This window comes from Polynucleobacter sp. MG-6-Vaara-E2 (assembly GCF_018687695.1).
Lineage (GTDB): Bacteria > Pseudomonadota > Gammaproteobacteria > Burkholderiales > Burkholderiaceae > Polynucleobacter.
In genome coordinates, this window is record NZ_CP061303.1 from 1527320 (window position 1) to 1544470 (window position 17151).

The 17151-nt window shown below is 43.2% G+C and carries 19 protein-coding genes; 7 read left to right on the forward strand and 12 right to left on the reverse strand.

All coding sequences use genetic code 11. The features are described from left to right. Positions 1-3: 3 nt before the first annotated feature. Together ICV38_RS07935 and ICV38_RS07940 are read right to left on the reverse strand one after the other, a co-directional pair. The gene (locus ICV38_RS07935) at positions 4-1539 is read right to left on the reverse strand and encodes a cryptochrome/photolyase family protein (RefSeq protein ID WP_215379081.1); all 1536 of its coding nucleotides are present in this window, start codon (positions 1537-1539) and stop codon (positions 4-6) included. After that, positions 1536-1805, reverse strand: a complete 270-nt coding sequence (locus tag ICV38_RS07940; protein ID WP_215379083.1) for a TIGR03643 family protein — start codon at positions 1803-1805, stop codon at positions 1536-1538. Before ICV38_RS07940 ends, ICV38_RS07935 begins: the two co-directional genes overlap by 4 nt. A 61-nt stretch (positions 1806-1866) precedes the next feature. Here ICV38_RS07940 and ICV38_RS07945 point away from each other — a divergent pair, with 61 nt between their 5' ends. Next, entirely contained in the window at positions 1867-2211 is a 345-nt protein-coding gene (locus tag ICV38_RS07945; RefSeq protein ID WP_215379097.1) for an HNH endonuclease, read from the forward strand. A 57-nt stretch (positions 2212-2268) separates the two neighbouring features. Continuing rightward, on the forward strand, positions 2269-3030 hold the full coding sequence (locus ICV38_RS07950) for an SDR family oxidoreductase (RefSeq protein WP_215379100.1): 762 nt from the start codon (positions 2269-2271) through the stop codon (positions 3028-3030). 137 nt (positions 3031-3167) lie between these two features. Here ICV38_RS07950 and ICV38_RS07955 read toward each other — a convergent pair whose 3' ends face one another. The 3 genes from ICV38_RS07955 to ICV38_RS07965 are packed head-to-tail and all read right to left on the reverse strand — an operon-like array spanning position 3168 to position 5702. Beyond that, positions 3168-3563 carry a VOC family protein gene (locus ICV38_RS07955; RefSeq protein WP_215379103.1) on the reverse strand — a complete coding sequence of 132 codons (396 nt, stop codon included), beginning with the start codon at positions 3561-3563 and terminating at the stop codon, positions 3168-3170. 9 nt (positions 3564-3572) lie between these two features. After that, positions 3573-4499 (reverse strand): hydroxymethylglutaryl-CoA lyase, encoded by a 927-nt coding sequence (locus ICV38_RS07960; RefSeq protein ID WP_215379105.1) that lies wholly within the window; start codon positions 4497-4499, stop codon positions 3573-3575. Positions 4500-4508: 9 nt separating this feature from the next. Further along, on the reverse strand, positions 4509-5702 hold the full coding sequence (locus ICV38_RS07965; RefSeq protein WP_215379108.1) for a CaiB/BaiF CoA-transferase family protein: 1194 nt from the start codon (positions 5700-5702) through the stop codon (positions 4509-4511). A 121-nt stretch (positions 5703-5823) separates the two neighbouring features. Here ICV38_RS07965 and ICV38_RS07970 point away from each other — a divergent pair, with 121 nt between their 5' ends. Continuing rightward, entirely contained in the window at positions 5824-6735 is a 912-nt protein-coding gene (locus ICV38_RS07970; protein WP_215379111.1) for a LysR family transcriptional regulator, read from the forward strand. 77 nt (positions 6736-6812) lie between these two features. Continuing rightward, positions 6813-7448, forward strand: a complete 636-nt coding sequence (locus ICV38_RS07975; RefSeq protein WP_215379114.1) for an NAD(P)H-dependent oxidoreductase — start codon at positions 6813-6815, stop codon at positions 7446-7448. Between the two features lie 57 nt (positions 7449-7505). Here the strand turns inward: ICV38_RS07975 and ICV38_RS07980 are convergent, their stop codons facing one another. The 4 genes from ICV38_RS07980 to ICV38_RS07995 all read right to left on the reverse strand — a co-directional run bounded on the left by ICV38_RS07980 (position 7506) and on the right by ICV38_RS07995 (position 10869). Next, complete coding sequence (locus tag ICV38_RS07980; protein ID WP_215379116.1) at positions 7506-8099, reverse strand: TIGR00730 family Rossman fold protein; 594 nt, start codon at positions 8097-8099, stop codon at positions 7506-7508. Between the two features lie 28 nt (positions 8100-8127). Next, positions 8128-8778: a cupin domain-containing protein gene (locus tag ICV38_RS07985; protein WP_215379119.1), complete on the reverse strand. Its 651-nt coding sequence runs from the start codon at positions 8776-8778 to the stop codon at positions 8128-8130. A gap of 83 nt (positions 8779-8861) precedes the next feature. Beyond that, entirely contained in the window at positions 8862-10343 is a 1482-nt protein-coding gene (locus tag ICV38_RS07990) for a 3'-5' exonuclease family protein (protein WP_251368136.1), read from the reverse strand. Beyond that, positions 10282-10869 (reverse strand): Rrf2 family transcriptional regulator, encoded by a 588-nt coding sequence (locus ICV38_RS07995; RefSeq protein WP_215379122.1) that lies wholly within the window; start codon positions 10867-10869, stop codon positions 10282-10284. The genes ICV38_RS07990 and ICV38_RS07995 overlap by 62 nt, the downstream gene beginning before the upstream one ends. Positions 10870-10905: 36 nt before the next feature. Between ICV38_RS07995 and ICV38_RS08000 the strand changes: the two genes are divergently transcribed. Continuing rightward, positions 10906-11451 carry a DUF4149 domain-containing protein gene (locus tag ICV38_RS08000; RefSeq protein WP_215379125.1) on the forward strand — a complete coding sequence of 182 codons (546 nt, stop codon included), beginning with the start codon at positions 10906-10908 and terminating at the stop codon, positions 11449-11451. Here ICV38_RS08000 and ICV38_RS08005 read toward each other — a convergent pair. Then, entirely contained in the window at positions 11443-11877 is a 435-nt protein-coding gene (locus ICV38_RS08005; RefSeq protein ID WP_215379128.1) for a DUF2244 domain-containing protein, read from the reverse strand. The two genes, ICV38_RS08000 and ICV38_RS08005, sit on opposite strands and share 9 nt — an antisense overlap. Positions 11878-12050: 173 nt before the next feature. Here ICV38_RS08005 and ICV38_RS08010 point away from each other — a divergent pair, with 173 nt between their 5' ends. Continuing rightward, positions 12051-14114: an amidohydrolase family protein gene (locus tag ICV38_RS08010; RefSeq protein WP_215379131.1), complete on the forward strand. Its 2064-nt coding sequence runs from the start codon at positions 12051-12053 to the stop codon at positions 14112-14114. 550 nt (positions 14115-14664) lie between these two features. Here ICV38_RS08010 and ICV38_RS08015 read toward each other — a convergent pair. After that, positions 14665-15015, reverse strand: a complete 351-nt coding sequence (locus ICV38_RS08015; RefSeq protein ID WP_215379134.1) for a MarR family transcriptional regulator — start codon at positions 15013-15015, stop codon at positions 14665-14667. Between the two features lie 70 nt (positions 15016-15085). On the opposite strand from ICV38_RS08015, the gene ICV38_RS08020 reads away from it, so the two are divergent. Continuing rightward, a complete protein-coding gene (locus tag ICV38_RS08020) occupies positions 15086-15658 on the forward strand; it encodes a hypothetical protein (RefSeq protein WP_251368137.1) in 573 nt (190 codons plus the stop codon). 458 nt (positions 15659-16116) lie between these two features. Here the strand turns inward: ICV38_RS08020 and ICV38_RS08025 are convergent, their stop codons facing one another. Next, on the reverse strand, positions 16117-17130 hold the full coding sequence (locus tag ICV38_RS08025) for an HD-GYP domain-containing protein (RefSeq protein ID WP_215379137.1): 1014 nt from the start codon (positions 17128-17130) through the stop codon (positions 16117-16119). Positions 17131-17151: the final 21 nt, after the last annotated feature.

The following is a 17151-nucleotide window of genomic DNA, read 5'->3' on the forward strand; positions in this document are numbered from 1 at the left end:
ATCCTAAAGATCATCTAAGTGAGCAAGTACGTGCTGAGCATGTTGCACAATCAATTTTTGATCATCATCGCTAATTCTTTTGAGATTCGCCGTCATTAAACGCGTACGTGGACTAGCATCAAATTGAGCGCGATGCTTAATTAAAAAATTCCAATACAAAGTAGTAACTGGGCAGGCAGTTTCACCAAAGCGAACGTCAGGTTTGTATTTACAGGAATCACAGTAATTGCTCATGCGCTTAATGTACGCCCCGCTAGCGATGTAAGGCTTACTGGTAAAGCGGCCGCCATTAGCAAATAAAGCCATGCCCGCCGTATTAGGCAGCTCCACCCATTCAATGGCATCTACATAAACCGCCAAATACCAATCACAGACAGCTGAAGGCAGAATTTCTGCCAGTAAAGCAAAGTTACCGGTGACCATTAAACGTTGAATGTGATGAGCATATCCATACTTCATGGTCTGGCCAATGGCATCTTTCATGCAGGCCATATTGGTTTTTCCGCTCCAATACCATTTTGGCAAAGCCCTTTGATGCTCGTAATAGTTATCCTGAGCCATCTTAGGCATATCTAAGTAATACATGCCCCTGACAAACTCTCGCCAGCCTAAAATTTGACGAATAAAGCCTTCAACAGTTGATAAATCTAAGGAGTATTTTTTCCAAGCATCGATAACCGCTGCAATCACCTCGCGAGGATTGAGCAATTTAAGATTAAGAGAGCTCGAAAGTATGGAGTGCCAGCCATATGGTGTATCAGTCCACATTGCATCTTGATAAACACCAAAGTTACGCAAGCGATACTCAACAAAATAATGTAATGCCTCTAATGCTTGATCACGAGTGACCGGCCAACGAAACGCCTCTAATGATCCCGGGTGTTTAGCGTACGTCTGGCTTACATAAGCAATGACTTCTTGCGTGACTGCATCAGGCTCAAACAACACAGGATCATCAATGATGCCAGGACCCTTTTTAGGATATGGCTTGCGATTATCTTGATCAAAATTCCACTGACCACCCTCGGGATTACCGTCTGCATCAACCAAAATCTGATGGGTCTTGCGCATCAAGCGGTAAAAATACTCAAGACGTAACTCTTTTTTCCCGGATGCCCAATCGAGAAACTCTTGATGCGAGCAATAAAAGTGATCGTCATCACGCATATCCAACTGCAGCTGAAGCTCTTTAGCCAAGCCCTCAATCTCTTGTTTTAGGCGCCACTCTCCTGGCTCAAGACAAATTAAGTGAGTAATGTTGTCTTTTTGAATCTTTTCTTTGAGGGCCTCAACGATTGATAAGGAGGTGTTTTGAATATAAGTGATTGGGTAATTTAAATCGCGCAAGGACTGGGCAAAATGTCGCATGGCCGAGAGAAATAGAGCGATCTTGGCTTGATGCGACCACACATACTGAGCCTCATGCTTAGACTCCACCATGAGAACTTCATCTGTCTGAACATTAAAGTCTTTTAGTGCCGCGCTCTTGAGATCTAGCTGATCCCCCAAAATAAGAACCAGTCTTTTAGAAGATTTCATTTGTGTTTATATTGGGTTGAGCAATAAGCGCGGTCGACTAACTTACTTCTTAAAGCGACGTGTTTTGTTGCTCTGCCAGTCACGCGTTTACGCCATAACTCAAACGAACCTCTTTTGAGCTCGTGCCTCATTAATTGGATGACTTGAGACTCTGATAAGCCAAACGACTGCTCGATTGCATCAAATGGAGTGCGATCTTCCCAAGCCATTTCAATTAGGCGGGAAATATCGGATTCAGAAAGTGTTTTTGGAGAGAATCTTGGCACAGTGCAAGTTTAAGACTTATTTAATAAACTGGCATGGCACCCTATCAAACGCCAAATACCAATGATTGGAAAAATTCGACAAAAACTGATTTCTTTAGAGCCTAAGCTAATACCTAAGGCTCAAGAAGTTATCTGCCCTATTTGTGATCGTCCTATCCCAGAATCCCAAAAAGATGCGCATCATCTTGTGCCGAAATCTAAGGGCGGCAAAACAACGGAGTATCTACACCGTATTTGCCATCGTCAAATTCATGCACTATTTACCGAGACTGAGCTAGCCACCCATCTTCATACCGCGTCAGCACTTCAAGAGCATCCAGAAATGCAACGTTTTATTCAGTGGGTTAAATCTAAGCCTGACCACTTCTTTGAAAAAACCCGCAAGAGTGCACGCATTAAAGCGTAGACTTGCAGAAGATAAAATTAATAAAAAATTCATTAGAGACAAATATAGAAAGACCTCATGACTCAAGCAAATCAAAAAGTAGCACTCGTTACCGGTGCTGGCGTTGGAATTGGCAGAGCAGCAGCCAAGGCACTCTTAAAAGGTGGCTATAAAGTTGTACTCACAGGGCGCAATCTTGATAAGCTAGAAAAAGCGATTGTGGATATTGGCGGTACAGCAGAAAATTGCTTAGCAGTTACGTGTGATGTCGGCAAGCCAGATCAAGTCAAGAAGCTCTTTGCAGCTCTTAAGGACAAATTTGGGCGTATTGACGTGCTCTTTAATAATGCTGGCATTGGCGCCCCTGCTATCCCCATGGAAGAGCTCACTTACGAACAGTGGATGAATGTCGTCAATGCGAATTTATGCGGAGCATTTTTATGCTCTCAAGAGGCAATCCGCATGATGAAGGCACAATCACCTCAGGGTGGTCGCATTATTAATAACGGCTCAATATCTGCTCATGCCCCAAGACCGATGTCTGCGCCGTATACCAGCACTAAACATGCAATAACTGGCTTAACTAAAACGATTGCCCTAGATGGCAGACCATTTAATATTGCTTGTGGACAAATTGACATTGGCAATGCTGCTACAGAAATGACTGAACGTATGGCCGCTGGCATTATTCAGGCAGACCACTCCATCAAAGTGGAGCCACGCATGGATGTTGATCATGTAGGTGAAGCAGTATTACATATGGCCCAACTGCCCCTAGAGAGCAATATTTTGAATATGACCATTATGGCAACGAATATGCCCTTTGTTGGTCGCGGCTAATCAAATGGAATACGCTGCTTCAGAATAGCTTTTCCACCTGCGGATCGATTGGTGGATCCACCATGCATTTGCGAACCAAAAACAAAAAACATCGCCATTTCTGGAGAGAGTTTAAATCTGCATCAGAAATGAATAAATTACAAAATAATCTCGCTGATCTCAATAAGATTCTGATCCGGATCACGAACATAGACTGAATTGATCTTGGATGTCGCGCCGGTTCGTACCACTGGACCTTCAATAATTGGCCACTGGGCTTTTGCCAATTGCTCAACCACCTCATTTAAAGGTCGGTCAGCAATGAAACAAAGGTCTAGTGAGCCAGGTGTTGGTATAGCTGCTTTCGGCTCAAACTCTTTGCCTTTGATGTGTAGGTTGATTTTTTGATTGCCGAACTTAAAGGCTTTACGCTCAACTGGCGGAGTACCGCCGATAAATGACTCAAGCTTCATGCCTAGCACTCTTGTATAGAAGTCAACACAGGCTGCCTCATTGGCGGTAGTAGGTACTAAATGATCCAAATGGTCGATCATATGTTTACCTCACTTCAATTCATTGATATAGGAAGGCGCTGGATGTAAATCGCAAGAGCGTCCTGCTTTAGCAACTTGTCCAGGAACGATATGCCCGACGATTTCTGGCAATTCACGCGCAAGAACTAACAACTTAGGAATATCCATTCCGGTGTCATATCCCATTGCATCAAGCATATGGATAGCATCTTCACTAGAGATGTTGCCACTAGCTCCAGGGGCGTATGGACAGCCACCTAACCCTCCAAGCGAGCCATCAAATCGCGTAATGCCAGATTGAACTGCAGCTAGGACGTTCGCAAGGCCCATACCTCTGGTGTTATGAAAATGCATCGTCAGTTGCATCGCTGGAAATTGCTTTTGCAAAGCCTCAGACATTTGCTGTACTTGTACAGGATTAGCCATGCCTGTTGTATCGCAAATGGTTAAACCTCGCACACCAAGATCAGCAAAACGTTTAGCGAACTCCTCCACAACCTGTTGAGGGACATCGCCCTCCATCGGGCATCCAAAGCAAGTCGATAAAGAAACGTTGATAGGCGTTCTGCCATCAACATATCGAATCACTTCTGCCAGCCCAGCAAAACTCTTCTCTCTTGTCATCCGAAGATTGGCGAGATTGTGAGTCTCGGAGGTTGACATGACTAAATTGAACTCGTCAGCCCGGGATTCAAATGCCCGTTCGGCTCCACGTAAATTGGGAACCAGCACGGTGTACTCAACCCCAGGAACGCGCTTGATTTTTCCCATCACTTCCTCCGCATCCCTAAGCATCGGTATCGCCTTGGGAGATGTGAATGAGGTAACTTCTATTTTTGCAAAGCCGCATTCACTTAAGCCATTAATGAGCTTTACTTTATCTTCAGTGGGAATAAAGTTTGGCTCAATCTGAAAGCCATCTCTAGTCACAACATCATTGAAATATATTCTGGTCATCGTATTTTCTTATTGAGTAAATGCTACGCCGCGCTCTTTCAAGCTGGCAATTTGAGATTCATTCAAACCAATTTCTTGCAATATCTCGTCGGTGTTTTGACCAATGTTCGGTGCAAGGGTTTTAATCGAGCCTGGGGTGCGCGAAAGCTTCGGCAATACGCCTGGCACTTCAAGACTACTTCCATCCTGCATTTTGATCGTTTGAATATTTTCACGGGCTCTATAGTGCGGATCATTTGCAATATCAGCTACGGTATAAATACGGCCTGCAGGCACCGCTACAGAATCGAGCGCTTCTACTGCTTTATCAGTGCTAACAGTTTTTGCCCACTCACCAATTGCAGCATCTAATTCCACCACTCTCTTCACGCGGCCTTCATTATTTTCTAGTTGTGGATCATTGCCTAAATCATCGCGACCAATCAACTTCATAAGGCGCTTAAAGATACTATCGCCATTACCTGCAACTAATACATAGCCACCATCAGCACAAAGATAGGCATTGGTAGGCGCAATTCCGGGGAGCGCACTACCAGCAGCTTGCCTTACCTCTCCAAAGGCGCTGTACTCTGGCAACAAACTTTCCATGCAATTAAATACCGCTTCATACAACGCAATATCGATAACCTGACCTTTACCGCTACGGTGACGCTCCTGCAACGCTAGCAAGATTCCAATCACACCGTGGAGCGACGCTAAGGTATCGCCGATACTGATGCCAACACGAACAGGCACCCTTCCTGGCTCAGCAGTTAAATGGCGCAGGCCACCCATGGCTTCAGCTACAACCCCAAAGCCTGGCTTATCTCTATATGGACCAGTCTGTCCATAGCCACTAATTCTGAGGATGATCAACTTCGGATTGAGCTCGAGTAATTTTTCTGGATCAAGCCCCCAACCCTCTAATGTTCCGGGGCGAAAGTTTTCAATCAGAATATCTGCTTCTGTTGCGAGCTTTCTGACGATGTCTTGGGCTTCTGCTTGACGCAAATCTAATGAGAGTGAACGCTTGTTTCTAGACTGCACTTGCCACCAGACAGAGGTGCCATCTTTTAATAGGCGCCACTTACGCAAAGCATCACCAACCTTGGGCGGCTCAATCTTGACTACATCAGCTCCAAAATCAGCCAATGTTTTAGCGGCAAATGGACCGGCTATGAGCTGCCCCATTTCAATTACCTTTAATCCTGAGAGTGGCTCCATCCAGCATCCTCGTCTATCTAAATTTGCAATACCAAGAAAATAACCTCCATTTGGGGGCTTGGGAATTGCTATGAAATCAGATAGCCTTCTCATTTTGCGAAGGCTTGGCTAGAATAGCCCTATGAAACCCCAAATTAACCCTGCCAGAGTGGACTTTGTCACCCTCAAGCTCTTTTGCGCAATTGCCCAGTCCGGCAGCATCACCAAAGGGGCTCATGAATGTAATCTGGCACTCTCAGCGGCAAGCAGGAGAATTTCCGAGCTCGAGGAAATCGTTGGTTTGATGCTTTTAGATAGATCAGCCAAAGGGGTCACTCTCACTCAAGCTGGCCATGCCGTTATGCAGCATGCGCTCAGACTTTTTCAAGGCTTTGAGCAATTTAGCAATGAATTGGGCGAGTATGCCAAAGGCATCAAAGGTCATGTGCGTCTTTGGGCAAATATGTCATCACTCACAGAATTTTTGCCTGCAGCTTTAGCGAGCTTCTTAAAACAACATCCTGAAATTCAGGTGGAAGTTGAAGAGCAAATGAGTGGCGATATTGTGCAAGCCCTGCTTGATGGCATTGCAGATATTGGCGTACTAGCTGATGGCACTCCAACTGCAGGGCTTGATACCCAAGTGATTGGGCATGATGAGCTTGTGATTGTTTGTAGTAAAGCTCACCCAATCAAAAATAAAAAGAGTATTAGTTTTGAAGAGAGTCTTGACTATGACTTTGTCGGCCTTAACCGCGGCAGCTCATTACTGGAGCTGACCTCTCGACAAGCAGAGCGACTCAGTAAACAGATGCGACTGCGTATTCAGGTAAGAAGCTATGATGCGATGTGCCAAATGATTGCGGTGAATCTTGGCGTCGGAGTTCTGCCTCTCCAGGCCTGCGCACCCCAAATCAAGGCGATGGATTTAAAAGTCATCCGCCTTGAAGATGCATGGGCGAAGCGTGACCTCTTGCTCGCCATGAAAGCCAATGGCTATCAATCACCAGCCTGCGCTTTACTTAGTCAGCACTTGATAGAGCATGGTCTGTAGCCATCTTTGCTCAAGCCAAGATGAAAAAGTTCAGCTAATATCGTCAATCGTTAATCCAATCAACCAAAGGAAAGTAAATGAGTCTCTTAGAAAAGCTACAGTGGCGCTATGCCACTAAGAAGATGGATGCAAGTAAGTCAGTCCCAACAGAAAAAGTAGAGGAGATACTAGATGCTGTAAGACTCACCGCCAGCTCCAGTGGTTTACAGCCTTATGAGTTGATTGTCATCACCAATAAGGATCTGCGTGAAAAGATCAAAGCCATTGCGAACAACCAGTCGCAGATCACTGATTGCTCCCATCTAGTTGTTTTTGCCGCTTGGGATGATTACACCGCTCAGCGCATCAACGACGCTTTTGATATGACTGAGACTGTTCGTAACTTTAAGAATGATGCTGGCGTTGCATATCGCCAAATGCTCTTAAAGAATTACCCTGCTAAAGGCCCTGAAGTTAATTTTATTCACACTGCAAAGCAAGCTTATATTGGCCTAGGTACCGCCTTGATCGCAGCAGCTGAACTTGGAGTGGACTCCACGCCAATGGAAGGCTTTGACCCTAAGGCCTTAGATGAAATCCTTAATCTCAAAGAAAAAGGTTTGCGTAGCGTAGTCATGCTGCCACTAGGATACCGCAAGGAAGATGAAGACTGGTTAGTCAAACTCAAGAAAGTGAGACGCCCTAAAGAAAGCTTTATTAGCTGGATTAAGTAAGACTAAATCAACAAGCACACAGCAAAATGCCAACCCTAGGGTTGGCATTTTTCATATCTAGGCCTTGGGTTGATTAATCCATTTAGTAATGACTGGTGGTTGCCAAGTCGATAAGCCCTCAATCAAAGACTGGGCTGTAGGTTTAATCAAAATCATATCGCGGTGCTCCGGCTTCATAAACTCTTCAGCGACTGCACGATGCAATTGATCTGCTAAGGGATCATAAAAACCATCGATATTGAGAACACCACAGGGTTTTGAGTGATCACCGATTTGCGTTAAGGTAGCCACTTCAAATAATTCTTCTAGGGTTCCTAAGCCTCCAGGCAGCGCGATAAATGCATCTGACAATTCAATCATGCGCGCCCTTCTTTGGCGTCGATCTTCAGCAATTTCTAGAGAAGATAAACCTGGATGAGATTGGCCGCGCGCATGTAAGCCCTGATAAATCACGCCAATGATTTTGCCTCCTGCATCTAAAGCAGCATCAGCCACCACACCCATTAATCCTGTTTGAGTTCCCCCGTATATCAAGGTAATTTCTTCCCTTGCTAACAGTTGACCAAGGCTAATAGCTGCTTCTCTATAGATTGGTCTAGTTCCAAAATTAGACCCGCAAAAAATAGCAATGCTTTTGAGTTTTGTATTCATCAGTAAATTCTAAATCCTGGAATCTCTACTAGAGCAAATGTCCAGTCTTTACAAAGATTGTGCAGCCCTCTTTGCTAAAAGGTTGATGCAAGCTCATGTGTGGACTTCTGACCCATGAACCTGCTGGATAGCGCCCATGCTCGTCCTCAAATACGCCATCGACTACAAAAATTTCTTCGCCCCCATAGTGCTTATGGGGATTGAAATAAGTTTGAGGCGCCCAGCGCACAAGAGTTGATCCACTTCCCTGCTGCATCAGAGGCATCACATGAAGACCGGGAACCATACCTTGATACCATGATGCCATCTTTGTATCAATCACTTCTCGCTCAACTTGGTCTGGCCCTAAATGTCTGAGTTTTACAAAGAGAATGCAACCCTCCTTACTAAATGGTGCATGCGAAGAGCCTGGTGGGTTCATTAAATAAGTGCCCGCAGGATAATCTCCCGTCTCATCACTAAAAACCCCATCTAAAACGAAGATCTCTTCACCCAAATCATGGGAATGCAATTGAAATTGAGACCCGGGTTGGTAGCGTACGATTGAAGTTGCTTTTGCTACCTCATCACCTATACGCTCAAGCATGCGCCGCTCCACGCCCAATTGTGGACTTGGGATCCATGGCAAGTCGTGATGGTTAATTACCACTCTCTGGCTGTAGTCAGAATTGATATTCATTTACTGTGATGTGGGTATTGAATTCATTCCAAAGAATAACAAGCAAATGAAATATATGCCCAACCAACACGCTTTTGGCTTACCTATTCAATTGCAACCGGCACCACATCTTTTTTGTAAGCTCCCGATAAGGCTTTTTTGACTATCTTATAGATGTCGAGGTCGAACTCTGCCTCACCCGATGCAGCCAACTCATAAAGCTCTTCTTGATTAATAGCAGTACCAAGATAGCACCATTTATCAATGACGATCATCTCACCGCCTTCTTTAATGGCGATGGGTCCAGCATATGGCCATACCTGTACTTTAAATAGCTCTAACGCAGTCTTGAGTTGCAAATTATGCAAAGGTATTGGGGTGAGCTGAAGACATGCTCCGCTGCACTGCTTGACCTGATAACCAAAGCATGACTTACCCTCAACCCGCTTCTCTAAACCAAGCAATACCTCACAAAGGTGATATTTTTTGGCTATCGCCTTTAAATAAGAGTGTGCTTCTCGTTTGCTGTAAAACAAACCGTATAAGTTATCTTGTAAACCAGGTGTTAGTTGATGGTGTGTCACCAATGTAGGTATGAGCACACCAGCCTGATCCTCTACCAAGCTCCACCCACATAGATCTTTAGACCGACGAAGCTTGATATTCATGCTGGGCATACGCTCTTTGATCAATCTAGACTCCAGAATAAGAGCACCTAGCTCTCCACTAGTCTCGATCCAATCGATATCCCTGATCTGCAGAGAGAGTTTCATTTCTTTGCGTTGCGTTAAAGCGCCTTGAAAGTGGCCCATCACCCTACTGCGCAATGAAATACTTTTGCCAATGTATATGGGAACTTTATTCTCTCCATAAAAGATGTAACAGCCGGGAGCGTCTGGAATCGAATCTATTAAATCCTTATCTATATTGGGAGGAAGACTCGGATTTCCAACTAGCTGATGAATCACTTCATTTAATTTTGCTTTCCCAAACTTCGATTCACATACTCGCCAAAACTGAAGCAATAAATCTGCATCACCTAGTGCGCGGTGACGAGCAGTCACTTTTAAATCATGGGAGCTAATAATGGTATCTAGGTTATGGCGAGCTTGCGTTGGGAAAAGCAATCTTGAGAGCTTTACTGTACATAGTACTTTCGGCTTAAAGTCGATTCCGACCCTCTTGAAAGAGGCCTTGATAAAGCCATAATCAAACCTGGCATTATGAGCAATGAATATTTTTCCTTCGAGCTCCTTTTTTAACTCTTGTGCGATCTGTTCAAACGATGGCTGATTCTCAACCATGTGCGGAGAGATGCCAGTCAATCTTTGAATATTTTGCGGAATAAACGTTTGTGGATTAATTAAACGCTCCCATACCTCAATTTGATTGCTGGCAAGCGTTTTAATACCAATCTCAGTGATACGATCTCGATCAAAGTGTGATCCCGTAGTTTCGATATCGACAAATGCCAAATCAGGATACGAAACCTCTTGAATGTCCACTGCGAATGACTTTATCAGCTTAGTTTGCTGGCGAGTTTCTATTGAGGTAATCGGCAAAGCTAAAAATAGAATTGGGTCCACGAGGAGCTTCTTCTACCTTTTTAAATGCACTCTTCACCACCTTTTGAATTTCCCCTTTAGGCCTTTTATCTTGCTTTACCTTTACCTCAGAATGAGCGGGGAAATAAGGCTTTCTTTCGGGCGCTGTTTGAACTTCGCTAAAGCGAGGAACGTAATCTTTAATAGCAGAGGCCAATGTGACGTTGGAGATGCAATTCATCATGTAAGTCTCTAATGACTGATAGAGATCTTTTGCAATATCAGATACCTCTACTTTTCTCTTTTTGATACGATTCATCGCTAACACAATGTCTTTTATCGTAATGATGCGAGGGTCTTTTAACAGCTGGTAGCCTCCAGTGCGTCCTTTGATTCCAACAACCAATCCGGATTCCCGCAAAGGTCTAAGCAACAACTCAATACGACTAATCGACATTTGCAATCTTTGGGCTATCTCTGGCACGGGCACCAGCCGACCATTGCTTGAATGGCTCGCAATGTCAACTAAGGTATTAAGGGCAACCTTGACTGCTTTAGTAACTTCCATGGTGTTATTTGGCAAAAAAGTGAGATTAGGGCTAGTATGAAACCGATTCAAGCTTTCTGCTGCAGCGCACTAATTAACCCTTATTACCCCATGGTTGAATCCCCCAAAACCCAACACAGCCTTTCACTTCGACTATTACGTCTACTCGCCCTGCTGATTGCGGGAGGGACAATTGCTCAGGCTTTTGGCTGCCTCATCGCTTATCTCTCAATGGAAGACTCTCAGGCAGGCGGGATGTTGGCTCACCTCATCATTCAGCATCTCTCGTATTACTTTTTAGGATGCGCATTTGTCATCATGAGCCTCTCAAACCTCTTGATCAAAAGAGGGATATCAACTCTCAAGACAACACGGCTACCATCACTAATATTGATTTTATGTGTTGCTCTTGCAAGTTTTTTATTAATCCCCCGCATGGATTACCTCAGGGAAACAGCGCTTCAGGATGGCATGCCAGTAATGCTCTCGCCTTTTGCAAACTACTTTGCAATATTAAATGGCCTCACACTTCTATTGATCTGCGCTCAAATTTTCTTTAGCGCTTTGGTGGCATGGCGCCTGTGCGGCTCAAAATCATCCTAGATGCGCACGCACTTGGGCGATCAAGGCAATCTGTTGCTCCTCCCTGATAAATTGACCAAGCTCAACGCGTAAACCTGACTGGCTTATGTGAAACGTTTTGGATTTTTCAATGGGTGGTTCAATTTTCGCCCATTGGGTATTGAATTCATAAATCGCCTCCTTATACCCAATGAACTTTTTCACTAAAAGACGTTTACCCTCAACTTCGATTGTTTCGCAATCTAATGCGTGCCTACAGTAAATGAAAAAACCAATGGTTACTGCGGCTAACTCTAAAGCAGTAAAGATGGGAATCATCCAGACGCCAGCAAGGAAAAATCCAGTTGCCACGATTAACGATAGGCAGACCAATACGATATAAAACTGCAACAACTGCTTTGGAGTGAGAGCGCAATTTCTGCGCATCTGCCAACGTTTAGTACTCATATTGAATTGCATTAGATCATGAATTCATAATATGGATTGTCATAAACTTCAGTCCACCAAAAGCAAAGTGGTCTAACCAGTAGGCCCTGGAAATCCGAATTAATGAATTAATGTAATGTCCAGGTAATAAAGATTGCGTATATTGCACTCTTTGCTCTAGCCCCCTGTATCTCATGCTCTTCTCTCGAAACGTCTTGTTAACCCTTTTATTAATATGGGTTCCCGTGCTAGCAAATTCTGCAGAGGTGGAGTACGTCATTCTTCTCGAAAATGGGGCCAAAGCAGGCCATCAGATTGTCAAACGTCATGGCAATAAGGTCGAGGTTGACTTTGACTTTAAAGAAAATGGCAGGGGGCCAACGCTAAAAGAAAAAATCATTTTGGCCTCGGATGGAACGATGAAGCACTATCGCGTTTCAGGCACATCTGAAATGGGCGGAGAGGTCAATGAGAGTTTTGTAAACAAAAATAATTTAATTCAATGGCACTCCAATTCTGAGGATGGCTCAAGAAACATAAACCGAAGTGGTTTTTATCTCCCCATGAATTCTTCTTGGGAGGTGAACTCTTTAATGATCGGCGCCCTCAGTAAGAGTAAAAATAATTATTTACCGCTATTACCATCGGGTGGACTCAAACAAGAAGTGCTTGATGAGATAACCCTCACAAAAGGCTTACATCAGCAAAAAGTGAAGCTGATGATGCAGGTTGGCATAGGTCTAAAGCCAGATTTTATTTGGGCAACTTCGGGAAAGAATCCCAGATTATTTGCCGCTATTATTCCGGGCTATTCATACCTAGTTGAAAAGGGTTGGGAGGAGAACCTCACAGTACTCAGTGAAAAACAAAATTTAGCCAACCAAAGGGTTCTCTTTCAAAAGGCTCAACAACTCCAACACCCAATCTATAGACCCTTTTTAATTAAAAATATTCGTCTATTTGATAGTAAGAATGCATTCTTAACAGAACCTCATGATGTATTGATTGAGGATAAACGAATAGTAAACATAACCCCCGCGAATTCTCTGCTTGAGTTTAAGGGTGACACTATAGACGGTACTGGAAAAACGCTTTTACCCGGATTATTTGACATGCATACTCACATCAATAAATGGTCGGGCTTGTATCACTTATCTGCCGGTGTAACAACAGTTCGTGACATGGGTAATTCAAATACTGAAGTTCAAGAGATCATTAGAGATAGTCGGAATGATCGATTGCTTTTTCCACACATTATCCCTGCTGGCTTCATAGAGGGTAAAAGTGAATATGCATCGTCTGATGGAATCATGATTGAGACTCTTGAGCAAGCCAAGGAGGCAGTTGATTGGTATGCGGAGCATGGCTATCGTCACATCAAAATCTACAGCTCTTTTCCAAAAGAATTCGTCAAGGAAACCAGTGCCTATGCCCACGACAAGGGAATGACGGTTGGCGGTCATGTTCCTGGCTTTATGAAAGCTGATGAAGCGATTAATTCTGGATTTAATGAGCTAAACCACGTCAATCAAGTAGTACTCAACTTTTTAGCAAGTAATGAGACAGACACAAGAACATTAGAAAGATTTTATTTACCAGCCGAGCAAACCGGCTCAATAGACTTTGATTCTCAAGAAGTAAGAGAGTTTATTAAATTACTCAAAGATAAAGAAATCACCATAGATCCAACCTTATCCGCTTTTGATTTTATAAAGCAACAAGATGGCGAAATGGCAGATCCTTTTGCGAGCATTGCCGAACATTTACCGCCAGATCTTCAGCGCAGCTTTAAAACTGGAACGATGAATATTCCAGATACCGCAACTGCAAATAGATATAAGAACTCATACAATAAGATGGTCGAGCTTGTAGGTCTACTACATCAGAACGGAGTAACTCTTGTGGCTGGCACCGATACCTTGGCAGGATTTGGATTACATAGTGAATTAGAGCTTTATGTGAAGGCTGGAATCTCTCCTGCAAAAGCTCTTCAAATCGCAACATGGAGTGGAGCTAAAGTTACTAACACGCTACATGACAGAGGCACTATTGAGGTAAATAAACTTGCTGATCTAATCATTATCGATGGCGACCCAACCACCAATATTGAAGATATTAGAAAGATTTCTACAGTAATTACTAATGGCAAGAAGATTTATCCCCACGAGCTGCATATTGCACTCGGAGTTAAGCCTTTTGTTTCAGATGGCATCAGGATCGCCGCACAGCCTACAACAAATCGTCAATTGAATAAATAGCCAATAAGATGGCTATAGAGATTCTTGGTGGCCCTAGGCAGAATTGAGGAGGGCCTAGGATGCCCAAACCTAGCTTTCTATCGTGATGCCTATTGATTCAGCCTTGAAACTGATAAGGCTCTCTTGTCTATTACTAACAGCTCCTCACTGGGGCAAATAAGAACATTTCGATAGCGGATAGGATTATATTCATACGCCCCACTGCTTGACACTTTCCACCTTGAACCATCATATAGCGTAAATGTATCCATAGGATTGCCATAGAAGGTAAGCGGCTCTTTTATAGAGGACTTATGGCAAGTAACCGCATTGGCAGTTGACTCACGAGCTCCACCTAGAGAAGCCTGAGACGAGACATTCCCAGCTAAAACCAATGCAATAAAGGTCGCAATTAACCCTTTAAAGCCGTGAGAGGTCTTGAATTTAATGAGGTGAAGTGTTGGCCAAAAATGCATTTGAGAATGCTATCGGCTTACTTAGAAAAACTCTAGAACTATCGTTACTTAAATTTACAAGAAATATTTTGAATTTTTATAGACTTTATAAAGACTTAAAGTCTGGTTGCCTTGCTCAAACATTCAGATAATTGTTGATAGTACTTTTCAGCTTTGGCGGTAATGTGAACCGACTTTCTGCGACCATCAGCCTTATCGTCGACAAGCTGGATAAAGCCTTTGCTGACCAAATTCTTAAGGCGCCCATGAAGAGTTGCTTGAGATCCAAATTTCTCGAGCAGGATGACATCACCAACCAGCAGTGTTTCGCCATTTACAGAAGCAAGATAAATATGATTGAGGAGTTGCTCCTCAACAGAGTCTAATTTCTTACTTGGGCTCATACGATCCAAAGAGTCCAAGGCATTCAGAAATCGGGCGTAGGCTGAAGGTTTAATAGCTTTCATGCGGTCAATTTTACCCCCCCGCAGGGTAAACACTAGTGTGCTATGTATTTTTAAAATCCATAATTATTCAATGCCGTATTTAAAGGCTTTAGGCCAATTTCTCTTTGAAATATTTGTTAGCGCTACTCTTTACATAGCATTCTTTTATTTCAATCAATTCATTACTACCCCACTGGAAGAAGCTAGAGGTGTAAATTGGATTTTTCTACCAGCCGGTATTCGCATCTTTATTACTCTTATCCTTGATTACTCTGGGGCTTTAGGTTTAGCCGCAGCTTCTATATTTATTAATTACATTGGCTTTTTTGAAGCAGATTCGATCTCAACCATGGGAATAGCCGTCATCTGTGGATTAGCTCCACTATTAGGTAGGCATTTTGTGATTCACAACCTAAACGTTGAGCCTGATCTGAGTAATATTTCATTAAAGCAACTTTTAATAGTTATCCTAGCTTACTCTTTACTAAATTCGGGGTTACATCAATTATGGTTTGTGGTTAGAGGCCTAGATTCGGGAAGCTGGAATCACTTTGTTGCCATGTTTTGTGGAGACGTTGCGGGATCAATACTATTTGTAGCTGTTATCAAATATGGGATTGACCTTATTAAGGGCAGATTGGGTAGAGGCAACCTAATTGAGTAGCGCCCTTTAAAAGTACGACTCTTGAAAAGGGCATCAAGAGTAAGAACGGCAAAACAGCATCTCCAACCATACTTATTGGCATATTTAATGCTCAAGTAAGTCAATAGACTCTGAAGCCCAAAATACAAAACCCCCACCATTGCTGATGAGGGTTTGCTTTTCTGGTGGGCCCACCAGGACTTGAACCTGGGACCAAAGGATTATGAGAGCAGACATCCAAGGTAGACCATTATAAACAGGGGGTCTGCGGGTGGTCAGTGTCGGTGTGTAAGCAAATGTGTAAGCAAATTCACGCATGTACTAAAAGAGCTCTCTCACTCTTTGGTTTTCAAAACCAAAGGATTTTAGAGCAACCATCTAACACTTCGTTGCTCCAAAGTACTTTTGGGTGAACGAGCGTTACTTTAAGTAACGCTTGATTGAACAATGACCGCCAATCCTTATTCCAAAAAATTTCTTTAAATTAGTGGTGGGAATGCATATCCATCGACTTTAAATACCTTTAAGCAAGCCTTAACTACATCAGCATCAAATAGCTTGTCACTACCCATAGCAATCTCTTCTAATGCGGCATCTATACCCTTACCTTTTCTATAAGGACGATCTGATGACATTGCCTCTACAGTATCTGCCACAGCCAGAATTCGGGCCTCTTCACAGACTACATCGCCTTTAATTGCGTTGGGATAGCCACTGCCATCTAAACGCTCATGATGCTGTAAAACTGTTTGAGCAATATTCCAGGGAAAGTGAATATGTTTGAGCATATCGTAACCGGCTTGAACATGGTTTCTTAACATTGCCACCTCAAAGTTACTTAAGGCAATAGGCTTCGTTAGAATTTCTGCGGGTATGGTAATTTTTCCAATATCGTGAACTAAAGCGGCCATACGAATACCCTCAATTGTATGTAAAGGTAAATTCATTTCGGCAGCAATTGCTACAGCTAAATTTGCTACACGCTTTTGATGTCCGCCAGTATAGGGATCACGAGCAACAATGACGTTGGCAAGAGTATCAACCATTTCATTCATAGAAATATTGACGGAGTGTTGATACTCAAGCAATTCTTTTTCAAGTTTTTTTCTATCTGAAATGTCGCGAATATTACATTGAATAACACGATCGCCATTAACGCCATAGGCATTGCTGACGAACTCTACATTGATAATTTGCTCATCTTTTCTTTTTAATGGCAAATCTTCATATCGTATGTAGCCTTTGTCTTTAAGCACAGTAAATGCCGTTAAGGCCGCGGCTTTATCTACCATTGCGCCAATTTCCCATAACTCTTTACCGATGAGCTCATCCCTCGTAAAGCCTAGTAGGTTAGTAATAAATGGATTAGCGTCTTGAATAACGCCTGTTTGAAAATCAAGGATCAAGATGCCATCTTGAGCGGTCTCAAATAATCGCCTATAGCGAAGTTCTGACTGTTTAACTATCTGCTCTTTGCTTAATTCATCTGTCATACGCTGTTTTTGTGAGTTTTG